The organism is Burkholderia sp. SRS-W-2-2016, from assembly GCF_001931485.1.
GTDB lineage: Bacteria > Pseudomonadota > Gammaproteobacteria > Burkholderiales > Burkholderiaceae > Paraburkholderia.
This window is the reverse complement of record NZ_MSDV01000023.1, coordinates 282,163-300,973: the sequence shown is the minus strand read 5'-3', so window position 1 is coordinate 300,973 and position 18,811 is coordinate 282,163. Positions and strand designations below refer to the sequence as shown.

Below are 18,811 nucleotides of genomic sequence, written 5' to 3'. Positions count from 1 at the left end.
TGCCACACCCCCACCACCGCCAGCACAGCCGACGCCCCAAGCGTCGCCACCACCTCACTGCGATGATCCGGAGCCTGAACCATCACGGCGAACGCCGCCAGAATCAGACCGATGGTCAGCGCCGAAAGATACGGATGGCCCCACATGCGGACCTTTAACGATCCCTGCCGCACCAGTTGCGAGCGCAGCAGAACCTGACTGAGCGCGATGATGAAATAGACCAGCAACGCGATCGCGCCGGTCGTGCTCAGCAACGTATCGAACACATATTTCGGCGCCAGATAGTTCGCGGCACACCCTGCGAATGCGACCAGCGTCGAGCCCACCACCGCGTTCGCGGGCACGCCGGATTTCGTGGTCAGCGTCACGATGCCCGGCGCCTGGCGCCGGGTCCCGAGCGAAAACAGCATGCGCGACGCGGTATACAGCGCGCTATTCAGGCAGCTCGCCACCGCCCGGTCCCACGTTGGACGCGGAAGCCCGTGCCCGCCTCCCTCCGCTCGCTCCCCAAAAACTGCCTGTTCGCTATCTCATAAAAACCGTGTAGAATACTGTATATCCATACAGGTATTTTTTGCCCAAATGACAGCCGTCCCGCTCCTGCCGGAAGCCATTCACCCGTCGCTGTGGCGGGCTTCCCAGCTCGCGCGCGGCCGCGGCCGCAGCGTCGACACCGGCTATCCGGCGCTGTCGGCCGAACTGCCCGGCGGCGGCTGGCCGCTCGGCGCGCTGGTCGATCTGCTGGTGCAGCAGGCCGGCGTCGGCGAACTGCGGCTGTTGCAGCCGGCGCTCAGCGCGGTGGGCCAGCGGCCGATCGCGCTGGTGCAGCCGCCTCACACGCCCGACGGGCTCGGGCTGAATTACATCGGCGTGCCCGTCGCGCAGTTGCTGCGGGTGAACGCGCAGACCACGGCCGACGCGCTGTGGTCCGCCGAACAGATCCTGCGCGCCGGCAGTTGCGGCGCGCTGCTGTTCTGGGCGCAGTACGTGCAGAGCGCGTCGCTGCGGCGGCTGCATCTGGCCGCGCAGGCGTCGGAGACGCTGTTCGTGATGGTGCGGCCGCTCGCGACCGCGCAGGACGCATCGCCGGCGCTGCTGCGTCTGGCGCTCAAACCATCGGCCGACGGTCTGACCGTCGATATCGTGAAGCGACGAGGGCCCTCACGCGCAGAGCCCCTGTCGATTCCCCTTCAACCCACACCGATTCTGCTTTCCCGCCATGCGCGTGTTTCTCGCCGTCCACCTGCCCAAGTTACCGCTCGAGGTCTTCCGACCGAGGTGGTCGCCTGAGCCCGTCAGCGGCAGTGTCGTGCTGGAGAAAGACACGGTCGTGATTACCGACGCCGCCGCCCGGGCGGCCGGCGTGCGTCCCGGTCTGAAGCGCGGCGGCGTGCTGACGCTGTCGCCCGAAACCGAGATGTACGAGCGCGACAGCGGCCGCGAGGAGGCCGCGTATCGCGAGGTCGGCATCGCGTTGATGCGCTTCTCGCCGGAAGTCGCATTACTCGACGAAGCGACGGTCGTGATCGAGATCGGCGCGAGTCTGCGTCTGTTCGGCGGGCTGCGCGCGCTGTGCCGCGAAGCGAAGCTCATCCTCGACGCGCTCGGTTTCACCGCGCGTCTGAGCGCCGCGCCGACCGGCCAGGGCGCGTGGCTGCTCGCGAAATACGGCAATACCCGGGTGCTGAAACTCGCGTCGCTCGAACGCCGACTCGCCGCATTGCCGATGCTCGCGGTGCCCGAAGTGCGGCCGTTTCTCGACTGGTTCACGGGGCTGGGCTGCGCATCGATCGCCGATCTTCGCCGCCTGCCGCGCGCGGGTTTGCAGCGGCGCTGCGGCGAACATCTGCTGGACTCGCTCGACCGCGCGTTCGGCACCGCCCCCGAACTGTTCGACTGGCTCGAGTTGCCGCCTACTTTTACCGCGCGCATCGAACTGCCCGACCGTCTCGAACAGGCGGACGGCGCGGTCTTCGGCGTGCAGCGGCTGATCGTTCAGTTGTGCGGATGGCTTTGCGCGCGGCAACTCGCGATTAGCGGCGTGCGTCTCTTTCTCGAACACGAACGCGGCCGCCAGGCAATCGAACCGACCACGCTCGATATCGCTTTGAGCGAGCCGACCTGGCGCGACGAACATCTGCTGCGGCTCTTCAAGGAGCGTTTGCACCGGATCGAACTGAGCGCGCCGGTCATCGCGTTGCGGCTCGACGCGTCGCAGGTCGAACCGGCCGCGCCCGCCTCCGACACGCTGTTTCCCGAACCCGGCGGCTCGCAGGAAGATCACGAGCGGCTGCTCGAACTACTGGTCGCGCGACTCGGCGAAGAGAACGTATTGCGGCCGGTGCCCGCGCCCGACCATCGGCCGGAAATCGCGAACCGCTGGATGCCGGTGACGCATCGCGCGAAACTCGATGCGCTGCCGCAAGGACTGCCGCGCCCCACGTGGATGCTCGATACGCCGGTTCGCCTGCTGATGCGCCAGCATCGGCCGTTCTATGGTTCGCCGTTGCGGATGGTGTCGCCCGGCGAGCGGATCGAAAGCGGCTGGTTCGACGGCGAACTGGTCACGCGCGACTACTTCGTCGCGCAGGCCGACGATCAAAGCTGCTACTGGATTTACCGCGAGCGCGTCAGCAGCCGCGACGCCGAAGAAGAACAACGCTGGTTTCTGCACGGCCTGTTCGGATGAGCGGCGATGGATACGACCTTCACGACGCTGCCGGCGTATGCCGAACTGTTCTGCTTTTCGAACTTCACGTTTCTGCGCGGCGCGTCGCACGCGGAGGAACTGGCTGAACGCGCGGCGCAACTCGGCTACACCGCGCTCGCGGTCACCGACGAATGTTCGCTGGCCGGCGTGGTGCGCGCGCACGTCGCCGCGAAAGAGGCGCGGTTGCCGTTTATCGTCGGCTCCTATTTCAGGCTCGTGCAGGCCGATGGTTCGCCCGCATTCGGGCTGATCCTGCTGGCCAGAAACCGCGAAGGCTACGGTAACCTGGCCGAACTGATCACGCTCGCGCGCACCCGCGCGCCGAAAGGCGAATACCGGCTGACGCCGCAGGATCTGTCGCGCCCGGAATCCCGGTACCGTCATTTACTCGGGATGCCTGACTGTCTCGCGATTCTGGTGCCGGATTTTCCGGCCAACGAAAGCGCGCTCGACGCGCAGATCGAATGGCTCGACCACACATTCCCCGGCCGCGCATGGGTCGGCCTCGTGCTGCATCAGCGCGCGATGGACGACATTCATCGCGGGGCGGTCGAGTTCGTGGCCCGCAATCGCGAGGTGCCGGTCGTCGCGCTCGGCGAAGTGCTGATGCATGTGCGCTCGCGCAAACCGCTGCAGGACACGATGACCGCGATCCGGGTCGGCAAACCGGTTCACGCATGCGGCTACGATCTCGCGCCGAATGCGGAGCAGCATCTGCGTTCGCGGCTGCGTCTGGCGAATCTCTATCCGAACGATGCGCTTGCCGCAAGCGTCGATATCGCGCATCGCTGCTCGTTCTCGCTCGATGAACTGCGCTACGAATACCCGGACGAACTGGTGCCGGCCGGCTTTACGCCGGCCGCGTATCTGCGCCAGGAGACGTATTTCGGCGCACAGCGACGCTTTCCCGCCGGCATTCCAGCCGAGGCGCAGGAGCAGATCGAGTACGAGCTCGCACTGATCGCCGACCTGCAATACGAGGCGTACTTCCTGACCGTTTACGACATCGTCCGTTACGCGCGCAGTCAGCACATTCTGTGTCAGGGACGCGGTTCGGCCGCGAACTCGGCGGTCTGCTATTGCCTCGGCATTACCGAAGTGGATCCGGTACGCAGCAAAATGCTGTTCGAGCGCTTCATCAGCAAGGAACGCGGCGAGCCGCCGGATATCGACGTCGACTTCGAGCATCAGCGGCGCGAGGAAGTGATTCAGTACATCTACCGCAAATATGGCCGCGACCGGGCGGCGATCGCCGCGGCGGTCTCCACCTATCGGCCGCGCGGAGCGCTCCGCGAAACCGGCAAGGCGCTCGGCGTCGATCCGCAGATCGTCGATGCGGTCGCGAAGTCGCATCAATGGTTCGATAACGGTCATGACCTGCTGAAGCGCTTCGCGGATTCGGGCCTCGATCCGGACAAGCCGTTGATCCAGGCATGGGCGAAGCTCGCGTCGCAACTGCTGAATTTTCCGCGTCATCTGTCGCAGCATTCGGGCGGTTTCGTGATCAGCCGCGGCAAGCTCTCGCGTCTCGTTCCAATCGAGAATGCGGCGATGGCGGATCGCTCGGTGATCGAATGGGACAAGGACGATCTCGAATCATTAGGTTTACTCAAGATCGACGTGCTCGCGCTCGGCATGCTGTCGGCGATCCGCCGCACGCTCGACCTCGTTTCCGAACGACGCGGCGAGCGCTTCGAAATGCAGGACATTCCACCCGAAGACGAGGCCACGTACGACATGATTTCGGCGGCCGATACCATCGGCGTGTTCCAGATCGAATCGCGTGCGCAGATGAGCATGCTGCCGCGGATGAAGCCGCGCGAGTTCTACGACCTCGTGATCGAAGTGGCGATCGTGCGGCCGGGGCCGATTCAGGGCGGCGCCGTGCATCCGTATCTGCAACGCCGGCAGGGATTCGAGCCGGTCACCTTTCCGAAGCCAGACCTCGAAACCGCGCTCGGCCGCACACTCGGCGTGCCGATCTTTCAGGAGCAGGTGATGCAGATCGCGATGATCGCGGCCGGTTTTACCCCCGGCGAGGCCGATCAGCTGCGGCGCGCGATGGCCGCGTGGAAACGCAAAGGCGGCCTCGAAAAATACTACGACCGCATCGTGCTCGGGATGCAGGAGCGTGGCTACGAGCGCTCCTTCGCGGAGGCGATTTTCGAGCAGATCAAAGGCTTCGGCGAATACGGCTTTCCGGAGAGCCACGCGGCGAGTTTCGCGCTGCTCGTCTATGCCAGCAGTTGGCTCAAATGCCACGAGCCCGAGGCGTTTCTCGCGGCGATGCTCAACAGTCAGCCGATGGGTTTCTATTCGCCGTCGCAACTCGTGCAGGACGCGCAGCGCCACGGCGTGCGGGTACTGGCGATCGACGTGACCGTGAGCGGCTGGGACTCGTCGCTAGAAAGCATCCCAGATGCCGGGCGCCCCGCGGTTCGGCTGGGTCTTTCGTTGCTGCGCGGGATGAAGGACGGCACCGCGGAACGCATCGAAAACGCGCGCGCGGTGCGGCCGTTTGCGAACGTCAACGATCTGGCGCGGCGCGCGCAACTCGATCGCCACGATCTGCAGACGCTCGCCGACGCGAACGCCCTCGCGTCGCTGGCCGGCAACCGGCGCGCGGCGCTCTGGCAATCGGTCGCGGCGGTCCCGGAGAAAGACATGCTGGCCGGCGCGGCGGTGCAGGACGACACGCCCGAACTCGGCGCGCCGAGCGAAGCGCAGGACATCGTCGCGGACTACCGGTCATTCGGTCTGACGCTCGGCCGTCATCCGCTTGCGTTGCTGCGTCCGCAATTGCAGAAAAACCGGCTGATGCCGGCCTCGACCTTGCACGGGTATCGCGACGGCAGACTCGCGCGCGCGTGCGGACTCGTCACCGTGCGTCAGCGTCCGGGCACCGCGAAGGGCGTGATGTTCGTGACGATCGAAGACGAGACCGGCAACGTCAATGTGATCGTCTGGCCGAGCCTGCTCGAAAAGCAGCGCAAGGAAGCGCTCGGCGCGGCGCTGCTGGCCGTTTATGGAACGTGGCAGTGCGAAGGAAACGTGCGGCATCTGGTGGCGCAGCGGCTGGTCGACATGACGCATCTGCTGGGCAAGCTGCCGACCGTCAGCCGGGACTTTCATTGACACGCGCGTTTCGATGACCGCGGACCGCGACCGGCCGGATTACCGGCTCCGGTTGGCCGCATAAGGTTGCAGTGTATTAAACCGTCTGAATTCAATTCAGAATTACCCTGCCCTGAACTACTCGTTCATATCACACCGAATAGAACAATTTACTTCTCCGCAGAATTGCCTTTTGAGATTCACATAGATCTTCGGCAATGCCGCAATTACTTTATTCAAACTGTTAAATAACTTTAATTGAAGGCATATCTATGCTCAATGTTGATAGCCTTCAATGCAATACCCAAAGTCAGGGACAACGACTATCGACGCTTTTCAGGAGACTTGACACCCTCGCCCGGCATTTGCGACCTATGAATTGAAAGCAATAGGAAAGCATGTTGTTTTAATAAAGAAAGAATTGTCGGGAATGCATCATGGCCTATCTACACCCTACGAGTCCTGCGGGTTCGAAGCTGAAATCGCCAAGCGTTGCGACGGAACGGAGCCGCTCCCCAAGTCACGACGGTCTTCAGATCGCCGCTCTGCTCCACGCCCTTCAGACCCCCGCATGCTATTTCACCCGCGGCGGCGAGGTCCTCGGCATCAACGACGCATGGCGCGCTTATACCGGTTGGCGCGTCGAGACGTCGGGGCCGCTCCAATGGATCGAACTGATCCATCCGGAGCACCGCTACGATGCGCTGTCGAAACTGTGCGCGACCCACGCCCATTCCGATCACGAATCGTTGAAGTGCCGGCTGGCCGGTCCGCGCGGCACCAGCCGCTGGTTCATCGTCAATCTTCATAGTGTCGACGCCGGCTGGCTGTGCACATGCACGGATATTCATGATCTGAAGGAAAAAGAAAGCGAACTGGCAAGCCGGGCAACGATGCAATCGGACATGCTGAACGTCAGCGTGGACTGCATCAAACTGATCACGCCGCACGGCAATCTGCTGCATATGAACCGCGCCGGTTGCCGTGCATTAGGCGTCGATGAAAACTCGGGGTTCGGCATGCCGTGGCTGCCGCTGCTGCCCGCCGACGTCCAGAGCGATGGCAATGCGGCGCTCGCTTGCGCGCGTAACGGCGCTTTTAGCCGCTTTCCCGGCCGCAGCGTGATTGCCGGAAAAGGTACGCAGTATTGGGACAATATGCTGACGCCGATCCTCGATGCCGACGGCAAGACGACAGCCATTCTGTGTGTGTCGAGAGAGGTGACGCGCGAGCGCGCCGCCGACGATCTGATCCGGCGTAACGAAGAGCGGCTCGCCATTGCGACGCGCGCCGGCGGTCTGGGCATCTGGGACTACGACATCGCAGCGGACGCATTGCAGTGCGACGAGAGCTGGTATCGCATCATGGGCGGCAACTCCGGGAACCCGAGCGGCCCGATCAACTCGATCGGCGAGTTCCTGCGGCTGGTTCATCCGGACGATATCGACAAAGCCACGGAAGTAACCCGTGGAGAGAAGGAAGGCAATGCCGGAGTCGAATATCGGATCGTCGATTCCAGCGGCGAGATTCGATGGATCAAGTCGACCGCTTATTTGCAGTACGAAAATGGCATTGCCAGACGAACGGTGGGCTTCGTGCTCGACATCACCGAGAGTCGCGTCGCGGAGCTTCGCCGCGAGGAGTGGCTGCATTTCATCTCGCACGACATGCGCTCGCCCCAGTCTTCGATCCTCGCATTGATCGATCTTCAGATGGCCGCCGAGCAAAGCATGCCCACACCGGATCTGCTCGGCAGGATTGCCGGGTACGCGCGCCGGACGCTCGCGCTGGCCGACGACTTCGTTCAACTCGCGCGCGCCGAAACGCCGGTCTGGTCCCTTGCGGAAGCGCACCTGGGCGGCGTGGTACACGATGCGGCCGACGAAATGTGGGCGCTCGCCCGCGCGCGCAACATCGTGCTCGACGTGAATATCGGTGACGACGTTCGCGTCGCGCGGGTAGAACCGTTCCTGCTGATGCGCGCGGTCGCCAATCTGTTGAGCAACGCGGTCAAGTTCAGTCCACGCGGCGCCACCGTCACGGTGCGTCTGTACGACGTCGAACACGGGTATGCGATCGCGGTTTCCGATCACGGACCCGGCATTCCGGCCGAAGCACAGCACGAGTTATTCGAGCCGTTCCGGCGTTTGCGCAGCGACCTGCCGCACTGCCCGAGCGGCGCGGGACTCGGACTGGTTTTCGTCAAGACGGTCGCGCAGCGGCATGGCGGCAGTATCGAACTGTATAGCCGCCCCGGCGAAGGCTCCACGTTCATCCTGACGTTGCCGGGCACCGCGCCGCCGGACCTTGCGGCCTGACGCGCAGCGCAATACCCTGCCTATGCGTGCGGCGCGTCGATCGGCCCTTCTGCGCCGTGCACGGCATTGGAATAAAGAAACTGCACCGGAATGCGTTTTTTCTGCGTCGCGCTTTGCACTTCCTTGAATACGAGGCGCAGGTCGCCCGCCTGGCCCGCCCTGAAGATCGGCTGATCGCCGATCTCCTTGCCGTCGCGCGCATTCCAGCCGAGGAAGTCGCTGTTATTCGACGCGATCGCGTCATTGACGTCGGCATCGGTACGGAACTCGTTGATCTCGTGATACAGCGTACAGACGATGTTCTTCCACGACTGGTCGAACACGACAATGCCGTTCTCCCGCCCGTTGGCGCCGATATTCGAATAGACGTTCGCGGAATAGTAGAGCGTGATCCGCTTGCCGTTGCGTTGAATATGCATCGAGCCGTGATAGCCGCCCAATCCGGTCAACGAAGTCGCGTCGTCCAGTTTGAGCACTGTGCCTGGCGGCAGCACGAGATTGAAAATGCAGGAATCGAGATCCGCTTTTTCGATCAGATTCGAATCGAACAGACTCATGACTTTTTCCTGCACCTCGGGTTCGGACAGGCTCGCGGGTTTCGGTTCGTCCAGCATGAACGAGTCGCGCATGCCGCAGTCGATCGACACGTTATGAAAGTACTGACTCAGCACATTGTTCAGCCGCCGGTCGCGCATCGCGAGATTGATCGCCATGTCGATCGACGTCACGTCGCTCTCTTTCCATGATGCCTCGCCGCCGAGATAAACGTTCTGAAACTCCATCTTCGGCACCAGCTTGCCGCCGTGAAAGATCAGATCGTCCAGCGGCGCCGGACTGATGCCTGGCGCGATCGCTTTCGGCATCGGCCACTTGCGACCCGGCAGCGCCGAGTTCCTGTAATAGGCCTGCTCCGCTTTCGATCCCGGCCGCGCCTGGATGCGCATCGGCTGAAACCGGTATTCGTCTCGTTCGCTGGACCGGGGCATGATTGTCTCCTTGAAGATCGTGTCGTTCGGTATCGTCTCGTGCTGAGATGGCCGCGCCGGATGCACGTCGACGTCCGTGGGACAAACGGACGTGACGTGTGCGTCGGCATGCGGCCGTGCTGATGCGGCCATGCTGATGCGGCCATGCTGAGGCGGCCGCGTTACAGTTGCGCCGCGGTAGCGCCGGAAGCGTCGTCGAGCCTGAACGTCATCGCGCCGTCCGTCGTCCAGTGAATCAGGCTATACATGTCGGTAATAGGCACCTTCGGCGCGAAGCCGCTGCGCGCCGCCTCGCTCGCGGGCGTCCAGTTGACGTCCTGATACAGATACGAGCTATGGTCATTCAGCGCGATGCCGACGATAACCTCGGCAACGATCCGCCCGCCCACTACCCCAAGGCAATGGCCGCCTAATGAATCGCGCAGAGGGCCGGGATCATTGATGGTGTTCAACGTCTCCGCTTCCTTGAGGATGTAATACCAAAGCGGTGCGCGGTACGCGAACGGGTTCCTGTTCGGGTCCGCTAAAACGGCGTCCTCGACATCGCCCCAAAGCTTCTCCTCTGTCATTACTTCCGCTTCGAGCGCGCGTGCCACGCTTTGCCCCGATGGCAACTCGAATTGACTCCCGCGCAGCAGATTCCGGTAGGCGAGCACGGGAATTCCATCGGGCGCGTTGCCGCTTTTCGCGACCGACGGCGGCAGCAGCGCGAGAGGATCGACGAGCTTGGTGTCGATGCGATACCCCGGCTGCGTGAAGTGCCCCTCGCCCTGGCCGACCACTTGCAGTTCGTCGCCACCGTCGGCGTGCATCGTCGGAAGCGCCGCTTCGGCGAAGAACATGTTCCAGTCGATTTCCCAGTCATCGGGCAAAGGTCCGAAACCGTGCAAATCGCGAACGTGCTCTGCGCCCGTCTCCGTAGATGTTGCCGCGCTCGTGCCCGCGCTGCCTCCTTCGTTCTTATCCAACCTGAAGAACAGCGGAATGCGATTGAACATCTGGTCGACAAACGCCTTGTCCCTGTCGCCGCCCACGTTCCTGTCGCCCGGGCGCAGCGCATAGCTCGGGCGCACCATCGAATGTCCGAAACGGAATGCCGCGACAGAGAACTCGACGGGCATGTAAGAGCGTCCGTGCTTGGGCAGATAGAACTTCAAATGCGGATGCGGCCGCGCGTTGCCGCTGCCCTGAAACACGGTCCGCCAGGTTTTCTCGCCGACCACCCGTCTCAGGTAGTCGTTCAGCACGATGTACTGATAGTGCCATCGCACGATGCGCTGTGCCTCGAGAAAACACGCGTGATGATCGTTCCTGAATTGCGGCCGCGCACTCTCCAGCGCGTCGATCACCTTGTTGTGAAAGTTGAGGAACACCGCCTGCAACTGGCAGATGATCGCGTTCTCATCGTTGCGTGGATCGCCGATCAGCGCGCGGCCATCCGCGTTGCGCTGAAGCTCGCCCGGCCGGTCCTGATTGCTTGACGTGCGGCCAAGCCGGAAGCGGATACCGCCGCCGTGATCCGGCGCGTCCTGATAGAGATACGGCTGATCGTCCGGCCCGCGTCCGTATAGCGAATCGAGATCGAAACGCGGCGTGCGGAAATCTTCGAGCGCCTCGGGATCGTTCAGCTTCTGCAGCGAACTGTTCGGATCGAAGGTGAGATCGTGATCGATAAACTGGCCGAAATAGGTATAGCCCGCCGGAATGACGGGATTTTCATCCTCGGGCTCGGACTCGCCGAACACGGTGTCGAAGAGTTTTCCCGTATCGGGTTTCGGCCGCGGAAACGGCGCAGCGACATTCGGCCCTTCCGTCGGTGGCTCGTATTCCGCGGATAAGCGGACATCTTCTGGAAAATCCTCGTCCCCTACGAAAACTACGGTTTCCTTCTGAATCATGATTTTGGCAAGCCGTAGCAGATCTTCCTTCTTATACGTCTCGCGCGGCAGCCACCGGAACATCCGGCCAAATCGTCCCTCTTCGAGACTCGAGCGACTGACGTAGGTCAAGCCTCGCACACCACCGTGATTTCCAGCCATATTTCCTCCGGATCATCGAAAGTTGACGCCTTCCTTCGCCCGCGGCGCGCGAGGCCAGCGCGACAAATCGCCCATCCAATTAGCATAAATACGAGAATGCCCTCGGTACTTTTAAAATGCGCGTGTCGATGCACCCGCCAACGTGGCCGTTTTTCACGGCAACGAGCCGGTGTTTTCGCCTCTATCTGTTTTGAATTTAAAGTGGATCGACCCGCTTTTATGTATTCGTTGTTTTACGCGGCGTGTCACTTTCAGTTGATTATCAAGAAAGATGAAAGGCGATAAACAGGCGCAAGTAAACCGCGGTGAACAAGCTCAATGTGCGGAAGCACACATAGACCGCGGAAGTACTTTTCCTGCGCGAGAACAGCCAACCTGACCGGCCGCGAGATCAAAAACCCCGCCGCGGACTAAAATAACCGCCGCCCACCCCCGACAACGTCCTCAAGGAGAACCCCTATGTCGAACAAATACCGGATCGCCGTCATTCCCGGCGACGGCATCGGCGTCGAAGTGATGCCCGAAGCGCTGCGCGTGCTGGACGTCGCGACGCAACGCTTCGGTATCGAGCTCGAGTACCAGCACATCGAATGGGCGAGCTGCGACTACTACGCGAAGCACGGCAAGATGATGCCGGACGACTGGAAAGCGCAACTGCAGTCGGCCGATGCGATCCTGTTCGGCGCGGTCGGCTGGCCCGACACCGTGCCCGATCACGTGTCGCTGTGGGGCTCGCTGCTGAAGTTCCGCCGCGAATTCGACCAGTACGTGAACCTGCGCCCCGCGCGCCTGTTTGCCGGCGTGCCGTCGCCGCTCGCGGGACGCAAGGCCGGCGACATCGATTTCTGGATCGTGCGCGAAAACACCGAGGGCGAGTATTCGTCGGTGGGCGGCGTGATGTTCGAAGGCACCGAGCGCGAATTCGTGTTGCAGGAATCGGTGTTCACGCGGCACGGCAGCGAGCGCGTGCTGAAGTTCGCGTTCGATCTGGCGCAACGGCGCGCGCGCAAGAAAATCACCGTCGCGACGAAGAGCAACGGCATCGCGATCAGCATGCCGTGGTGGGACAAGTGCGCGGCCGGTATCGCCGCGCAGTACCCGGACGTCACGTGGGACAAGCAGCACATCGACATTCTGTGCGCGCGCTTCGTGCTGAACCCGGACCGCTTCGACGTGGTCGTCGCGACCAATCTGTTCGGCGACATCCTGTCGGATCTCGGCCCCGCCTGCACCGGCACGATCGGCCTCGCGCCGTCGGGCAATCTGAATCCGGACCGCAAGTTTCCGTCGCTGTTCGAACCGGTGCACGGCTCGGCGCCCGACATCGCCGGCAAGCACATCGCCAATCCGATCGCGATGATCTGGTCGGCGGCGATGATGCTCGACTTCCTCGGTCACTCGTCCGGCAAGGAGCGCGAAGCGCACGATGCGATTCTCGCGGCGATCGAGGCGACGCTGGTCGCCGGCCCGCATACGGCCGATCTCGGCGGCAGCGCGAGCACGAGTGAAGTCGGCGCCGCGATTGCCGCGAAGCTCGGCTGATTCAACCGCCAGACGCCAAAACAAAGGCGACCGCGCGTATCGGGTCGCCTTGCCTCTCCTCTCTCCACTCTGCGCCGCGTGTCGATCGCGGCGCTCCCGCTTCAGCCTGCGCGTTCGCGCATCGCCCAATACCGGTTGCCGAGAAAGCCCACGATCACATACACCGGAATGCCGCACAGCTGCGCGACATACGGCGCGTGAGTCAGGTGCAACACCGCCAGCATCGTGGCGAGATTGGCCAGATACGCGACCAGCAACACGATCAGAAAACGGATCGCGGTGTAGCGCGATACCGCGGTCTTGAACGTGTACTTGCTATTGAGCGCGTAGCTGATGGCCACGCCGATCGCATAGCCGGTCAGATTGGCGACCACCGGGCGCGCGCCCGCCGCCTGTACCGCGAAAATGATCGCGGCCGAGATCAGCGTATTGAGCCCGCCCACCAGCAGATATTTGATGAACTGCTGAAGCGATTCCGTACGGGATCCTAACGTGCGCAGATCGTTCATCGGCATGCCGCCTTCATGCGCCGCTCGCATAGACGGAGTATTGGGCGCCGAGCGGCACGGCGGTCAGATATTTTTCGAGCGGTCGAAGTTTGGCGAGCATATGGGGAAAGAAAATCCGGAACCGCACCAGCACGTTGGTAAAGCCCGCGTCGAGACAGGCCTGCTTCATGTTGCGCGCGGCGATCAGCCGGGCGTTGACATCGAACTCGCAGGTGTTGACTGCCCTGACGGTCAGCGGGTTGAGCGGATTATGCTCGAACACCGCGACGGTGCCTTGCGGACCCACCACGCGCTTCAATTCGCGCAGCAGATCGACATGCTCCGCGTGATCGATATGGTGGAACACGCACATTGCGTAGGCGAGATTGAATTCACCCGCTTCGAAAGGCAGCGTGCGGCCGTCGAAATGCACGAAGCGCGCGGCACCGGGAAAGCGGCTGCGCGCAACGTCCAGTGAACGATCGGAGACATCCGCGCAGGTGAGCTGCGCAGCGGGCAAATAATGTTTGACCCACGGGATCGACGCGCCCACGCCCGAACCGAAATCGAGCATGCGCGCGGGCAATGCATGGCGCCGCGCCATCTCCTCGGCTATATCGCGAATCTTGTACTCGGCAAAATACTCCGGGCCTTCGCCGGACACGGCGATATTGCGGGCATGCATCGCCTGGTACTCGTCGGCAAAGCTGTCGAATTCGGCCTTATCCATGCTGTTCCTCCTTCCTCGCCGTCTATTGTCCAACGTCGCAATCGCACCTTCAATAGCGCGTTGAAACAAGTATTGCCGCCGCTTGTCAGGCATGTCAGAAGTGGCGCAAAACGATGAATTATCCGCGCTATCCGTTGAATCGAATTGTGCTGATAAAACAATGTTGCGGTTCCAATTCGGCGTTTTCGCCGCTGATTTAGCGGTTTTCGGACAAAGAAAACCTTATTCTTGCATGAAGCGGACCATGCGTACTAATGTCGAAAGACTTGGTGCCCGATCGTGAGTCGAGCCGGCTTCAGAATGGGATGCGCCTATGACGACGCTGAATCTCGTCGTACCCTGCTACAACGAAGAAGAAGTCCTACCGGAGACCAGCGCGCGGCTTCTCGCACTATTGCAGCGCCTGATCGACGCCGGCGAGGTCAGTGACGAAAGCCGCATCACCTTTGTCGACGACGGTTCGCGCGACCAGACCTGGTCGATCATCGCCGCGCTGCACGCGAGCGATGCCCACTGCGGCGGCATCAAACTGTCGCGCAATCGCGGCCATCAGAATGCGCTGCTGGCCGGCCTGATGACCGCGCAAGGCGATGTGCTGGTGAGCCTCGACGCCGATCTTCAGGACGATATCGAGGCGATTCCGCGCATGCTCGAACAATACCGGCTCGGTGCGGAAATCGTCTGCGGTGTGCGCTTCAAGCGCAACACGGATACGTTCTTCAAACGCTTCACCGCGCGCAACTACTACAAGCTGCTGCGCGCGTTCGGCGTCGATATCCTGCCGGGCCACGCGGACTTCCGGCTGATGAGCCGCAAGAGCGTCGAAGCGTTGCGGCAGTTTCCGGAGGTGAATCTGTTCCTGCGCGGCATCATTCCGATGCTCGGCTTCCGGATGACCACCGTCGAATACGAACGGGCCGCGCGCTTTGCCGGCGAGAGCAAATATCCGCTCGGCAAAATGCTCGCGTTCGCGTTCGACGGCATCACGTCGTTCTCCGCGGTACCGCTGCAATGGAGCACCCGTATCGGCGCGTTGCTGGCGTTCGGCTCGTTATGCTTCGGCGCGTGGGCCGCATTCGCGCGTCTTTTCACCGACCTGACGGTGCCCGGCTGGGCCTCGACGGTCATTCCGATGTACTTCCTCGGCGGTGTTCAGCTGCTGTTTCTCGGCGTGATCGGCGGCTACATCTCGAAGACCTACGCCGAGACCAAGCAGCGTCCGCGTTTCATCATCGAGCAAACCTTATGACTTCGTCCGTCGACCCATCCGCGTCGGCGCGCGCAGGCGCCGACGCGCCGTCCGGACCCGCGTCGTTCGCGCGCTCCGGCCGCATTGCCGCGCTCGCGCCGTACGTGCTGTTCATCGTCACCGTGCTGTACGGCGGTGCGCTGTTCTGGATCGCGCCGCGTCCGCCGATGGTCGATCTGCCGCAACACGCGGGCCAGGTCGCATTGCTGCGCGATCTGCTCGAACACACGTCGCGCTGGGAAAACCTCGTACAGATCAATCTACTGACACCCTACCTGGTCGGCTACGGTCTGGCGCTGCCGCTCAGCTGGCTGATGCCGGTCGACGCCGCGCTCAAGTGCGTGCTGACGCTCGCGTACTTCGCGTTCGTCGCGTCGTGCATCGGCTTTCGCCGCTATCTGCGTGGCGACCCGCGGCTCGACTGGCTGTTCATCCCCGGCTTCTTCGGCTTCTCGTTCATGTGGGGCTTCTATACGTTCCTCGTCGCCGCGCCGTTAGGCATCCTGTTCATCTGGCTGTCGCACGCGTATGCGAGCGCAACTTCGTTCAGGAAAGGCGTCGGCATGCTGATTGCCGGCACCGCGCTGTTCTTCTGTCACGGCCTCGTGTTTCTGCTCGCGGCCGCGATCGGCGTCGGTTTCGTACTCGTCAAGCAGCGGCCGCTTGCTCGCGCGGCGCTCGCGCTCGCGCCGTTCGTGCCGCTCGGCGTGCTGTGCATCGTCTATGCATGGTGGAGCCGCTCGACCGATCCGCTGCTCGGCCAGGCGGTGGCGGGCATCGCGGTCTTCAACTGGGGCTTCGATTGGCAGCGTCTGCTGGCGCTGCCCGTCTACGTGTGGGGGATGAACAAAGCGGTGGTCGGCTATTTGCCGCTCGTCGCGCTGATGTTCGCCGCGCCGTGGGTGTGGCGCGACCGGATCAATGCCGATCGCGCGGTCGTCGTGCCGATGTTCGCGGTCGCGCTGGTGTGGTTTTTCGTGCCGGGCACCGCGCTGAAAACCGCCTACCTGTATCACCGTTTCGCGCTGTTTCTGCTGCCCGCGTATGCGCTGATGTTCTGCGCGCCGCCATCGGCCGCGAGCGGCGCGCGCGCCGCGCCGGCCGTGTCGAACTCGCGCAGGATTATCGGCCGCGGCGTGCAGGCGGCGATCATCGCCGGCTGCTGGATCTTTTTCGCGGACCAGACGATCCGCCTGCATCGTTTCGCGGTCGAGATCGCGCCGCTCGACACGCTGCTCGCGCAGACGCAGCCCGAGCAACGCGCGCTGAGTCTGATCTTCGATCGCGCGAGTCCCGCGTACCGCAGCACGGCCGCCTACGCGCACCAGTCCGTCTGGTATCAGGCGGAACAGCACGGTTTCGTCGATCTGAACTTCGCGACCTTCGTCCCGCAGATCGTGCGCTTCAGGCCCGGCATGATGCCGATCTCGCCGCCCGCGCTCGAACACGATCCGGGCAGTTTCGAATGGACCCGCGACCAGGGCCGTCAGTACCGTTACTTCTTCGTTCACAAGGTCGGGCCGTTGCCGGCGAATTTCTTCGCCAACAACGAATGCGAAGTGGCGCTGGTCGTGCACGAGGGCGAATGGTCGCTGTACGAGCGGCGCAAATGCCGGTGACCACACCCTCTATAAAATAATCAAATATTCAGTGCGCTATTTATATAGCGATTCCTCGATTTCCTAATAAAAATCCTCCGTAAAAAGCACGGGGCGCGCCCCAAAACGCGCGCCGTGCTGCCGCTGTCTCATACCTCACCGCCTCAGGCATCTTCCGCGCGCCCTAACCGGCCACATTACATTTACCTTAACAAATCACCACTAAAACACGCGAATTTTCCATTGCGCAAATTCGATATCTGTATTGAATAATTTATTTGAATTTTTATCGCATTTAATGCGCTTTAAGTTTGCCGTCGATAACACCTGCGCATTTAATACCTTGGCGTCGTTCGCGACGCATTTTCAGGGGTTCTCCAACCATCGACTTTGCGAGGTGAATGATGAGAAATGCATTGGTCGGTCGATACGGAATACGGCAAATGAGCAGGCGCGCAACGATCGCGTTGACGTTCGCGACGCTGGGCGCCATCGGCACTCTCGGCAGCAGTGGCGTGAGCCATGCCCAGTCCGGCTCGGATTGGGCGATGAGCGGCCGGGACGTCGGCAACTCGCGCAACCAGCCCGCGCAAACACAACTGAACGTGAACAACGCCGGCAGTCTCGCGTTGAAGTGGTCCCACACCGTGCACGGCGACGTGTCGGCCACGCCCGCGGTCGTCAACGGCGCCGTTTATTTCCCGGACTGGGCCGGCTATCTGACCAAGCTGGACGCGAACACCGGCGCGCTGATCTGGGAGCATCGCATCGATGCGTACGCCGGCGAAGCGTCGGGCGCGATCTCGCGCACCAGCCCGGCGGTCGTCAACGGCGTGATCTATATCGGCGACCAGAACGGCGCGAACCTGCTCGCGATCGATGCGAACACCGGCAACCTGAACTGGCGCACGCTGCTCAGCAACGGACCGTCCGCGATCATCACGCAATCGCCGATTGTCTATAACGGCGTGGTGTACGTCGGGACGTCGTCGACCGAGGAAGGCTCGGCCGCCAACATCGTCACCTATCCGTGCTGCTCGTTCCAGGGCACGTTCTCCGCGGTCGATGCGGCGACCGGCGCGATCAGATGGACCGCGCGCATGCTGCCCGACAATCACGGCCTGTCCTCCGGCTACAGCGGCGCGGCGGTATGGAGCAGCTCCGCCGCGATCGATCCGGCCAGCAACACGATCTACGTGACCACCGGCAACAACTATTCGGTGCCCGCGTCGGTCAAGGCCTGCCAGCTCAACGGCGGCTCGGCGGCCGCGTGCCTGAGCAGCGACGATCACGTCGACTCGATGGTGGCGCTCGATCTGACCAGCGGCGCGATCAAGTGGGCGACCGGCGTGCAAGGCTACGACACGTGGAACGCGTCCTGCATTCTCGAAGTCGGCCTGCTGAATAACTGCCCGCCGCCGCCGGGCGAAGACTACGACTTCGGCTCGGGCCCGAACCTCCTGACGCTCACCAATGCCGACGGCAGTATGCGGCTCGCGGTCGGCGCCGGGCAGAAGAGCGGCTTCTACTGGATCTTCGACGCGCACACCGGCGCGATCCTGTCGAGCACCTCGGTGGTGCCGGGTTCGTCGCTCGGCGGCGGCATCCAGTGGGGCACCGCCACCGACGGCCAGCGCGTGTATATCGCCGGCTCGGACATGGACCTCGTGCCCTACACGATCAACGGCGCGATCGTGATCTCGGGCTCGTTCGCCGCGCTCGATCCGTCCACCGGCAAACTGCTGTGGCAACGCGCCGATCCGACCGGCAGCGCGCTCGACCAGGGCGCCGTATCGGTTTCGAACGGCGTGATGTTCGCCGGCTCGAAGAGCGGCCACATGTACGCGCTCAACGCGGCGACCGGCGCCGTGCTGTGGGACTACCCGGGACAAGGCAGCTCGAACGCGGGCCCCGCGATCGACGGCAACGGCACCGTGTACTGGGGCAACGGCTATTCGCACCTGCTGCTGTACGGCACCGGCAGCAACACGTTCTACGCGTTTTCGGTGAACGGCAAATAACGCTCCCGGCGCGGCT

General features: G+C 62.7%; 12 protein-coding genes and 1 pseudogene. 8 read left to right on the top strand and 5 right to left on the bottom strand.

Annotated elements, in window-relative coordinates:
* Nucleotides 1-410: pseudogene (locus BTH42_RS12070) on the bottom strand (GABA permease); the annotation flags it as partial.
* A gap of 172 nt (nt 411-582) precedes the next feature.
* Between BTH42_RS12070 and imuA the strand changes: the two are divergent.
* The 4 genes from imuA to BTH42_RS12050 all read left to right on the top strand — a co-directional run bounded on the left by imuA (nt 583) and on the right by BTH42_RS12050 (nt 8,142).
* Nucleotides 583-1,290 carry a translesion DNA synthesis-associated protein ImuA gene (gene imuA, locus BTH42_RS12065; RefSeq protein WP_075299435.1) on the top strand — a complete coding sequence of 236 codons (708 nt, stop codon included), beginning with the start codon at nt 583-585 and terminating at the stop codon, nt 1,288-1,290.
* On the top strand, nt 1,220-2,689 hold the full coding sequence (locus BTH42_RS12060; protein WP_256701980.1) for a DNA polymerase Y family protein: 1,470 nt from the start codon (nt 1,220-1,222) through the stop codon (nt 2,687-2,689). Before imuA ends, BTH42_RS12060 begins: the two co-directional genes overlap by 71 nt.
* Before the next feature lie 6 nt (nt 2,690-2,695).
* Complete coding sequence (locus BTH42_RS12055; protein WP_075299433.1) at nt 2,696-5,845, top strand: error-prone DNA polymerase; 3,150 nt, start codon at nt 2,696-2,698, stop codon at nt 5,843-5,845.
* 416 nt (nt 5,846-6,261) lie between these two features.
* Nucleotides 6,262-8,142 (top strand): PAS domain-containing sensor histidine kinase, encoded by a 1,881-nt coding sequence (locus BTH42_RS12050; protein ID WP_075299431.1) that lies wholly within the window; start codon nt 6,262-6,264, stop codon nt 8,140-8,142.
* A 20-nt stretch (nt 8,143-8,162) separates the two neighbouring features.
* Here the strand turns inward: BTH42_RS12050 and BTH42_RS12045 are convergent, their stop codons facing one another.
* Entirely contained in the window at nt 8,163-9,128 is a 966-nt protein-coding gene (locus BTH42_RS12045; RefSeq protein WP_143752020.1) for a hypothetical protein, read from the bottom strand.
* A gap of 161 nt (nt 9,129-9,289) precedes the next feature.
* A complete protein-coding gene (locus BTH42_RS12040) occupies nt 9,290-11,137 on the bottom strand; it encodes a heme peroxidase family protein (protein ID WP_218642006.1) in 1,848 nt (615 codons plus the stop codon).
* 489 nt (nt 11,138-11,626) lie between these two features.
* Here BTH42_RS12040 and BTH42_RS12035 point away from each other — a divergent pair, with 489 nt between their 5' ends.
* Nucleotides 11,627-12,709 (top strand): tartrate dehydrogenase, encoded by a 1,083-nt coding sequence (locus BTH42_RS12035; RefSeq protein ID WP_075299425.1) that lies wholly within the window; start codon nt 11,627-11,629, stop codon nt 12,707-12,709.
* Between the two features lie 101 nt (nt 12,710-12,810).
* On the opposite strand, the gene BTH42_RS12030 is transcribed toward BTH42_RS12035, so the two are convergent.
* The gene (locus BTH42_RS12030; protein WP_075299477.1) at nt 12,811-13,218 is read right to left on the bottom strand and encodes a GtrA family protein; all 408 of its coding nucleotides are present in this window, start codon (nt 13,216-13,218) and stop codon (nt 12,811-12,813) included.
* A gap of 13 nt (nt 13,219-13,231) precedes the next feature.
* The gene (locus tag BTH42_RS12025; RefSeq protein ID WP_256701976.1) at nt 13,232-14,020 is read right to left on the bottom strand and encodes a class I SAM-dependent methyltransferase; all 789 of its coding nucleotides are present in this window, start codon (nt 14,018-14,020) and stop codon (nt 13,232-13,234) included.
* A gap of 220 nt (nt 14,021-14,240) precedes the next feature.
* On the opposite strand from BTH42_RS12025, the gene BTH42_RS12020 reads away from it, so the two are divergent.
* The 3 genes from BTH42_RS12020 to BTH42_RS12010 all read left to right on the top strand — a co-directional run bounded on the left by BTH42_RS12020 (nt 14,241) and on the right by BTH42_RS12010 (nt 18,795).
* Nucleotides 14,241-15,176 (top strand): glycosyltransferase family 2 protein, encoded by a 936-nt coding sequence (locus BTH42_RS12020; RefSeq protein ID WP_075299421.1) that lies wholly within the window; start codon nt 14,241-14,243, stop codon nt 15,174-15,176.
* Nucleotides 15,173-16,795 carry a hypothetical protein gene (locus tag BTH42_RS12015; RefSeq protein ID WP_075299420.1) on the top strand — a complete coding sequence of 541 codons (1,623 nt, stop codon included), beginning with the start codon at nt 15,173-15,175 and terminating at the stop codon, nt 16,793-16,795. Before BTH42_RS12020 ends, BTH42_RS12015 begins: the two co-directional genes overlap by 4 nt.
* 422 nt (nt 16,796-17,217) lie before the next feature.
* A complete protein-coding gene (locus BTH42_RS12010; RefSeq protein ID WP_075299418.1) occupies nt 17,218-18,795 on the top strand; it encodes a PQQ-binding-like beta-propeller repeat protein in 1,578 nt (525 codons plus the stop codon).
* The last annotated feature ends 16 nt before the right edge of the window (nt 18,796-18,811 follow it).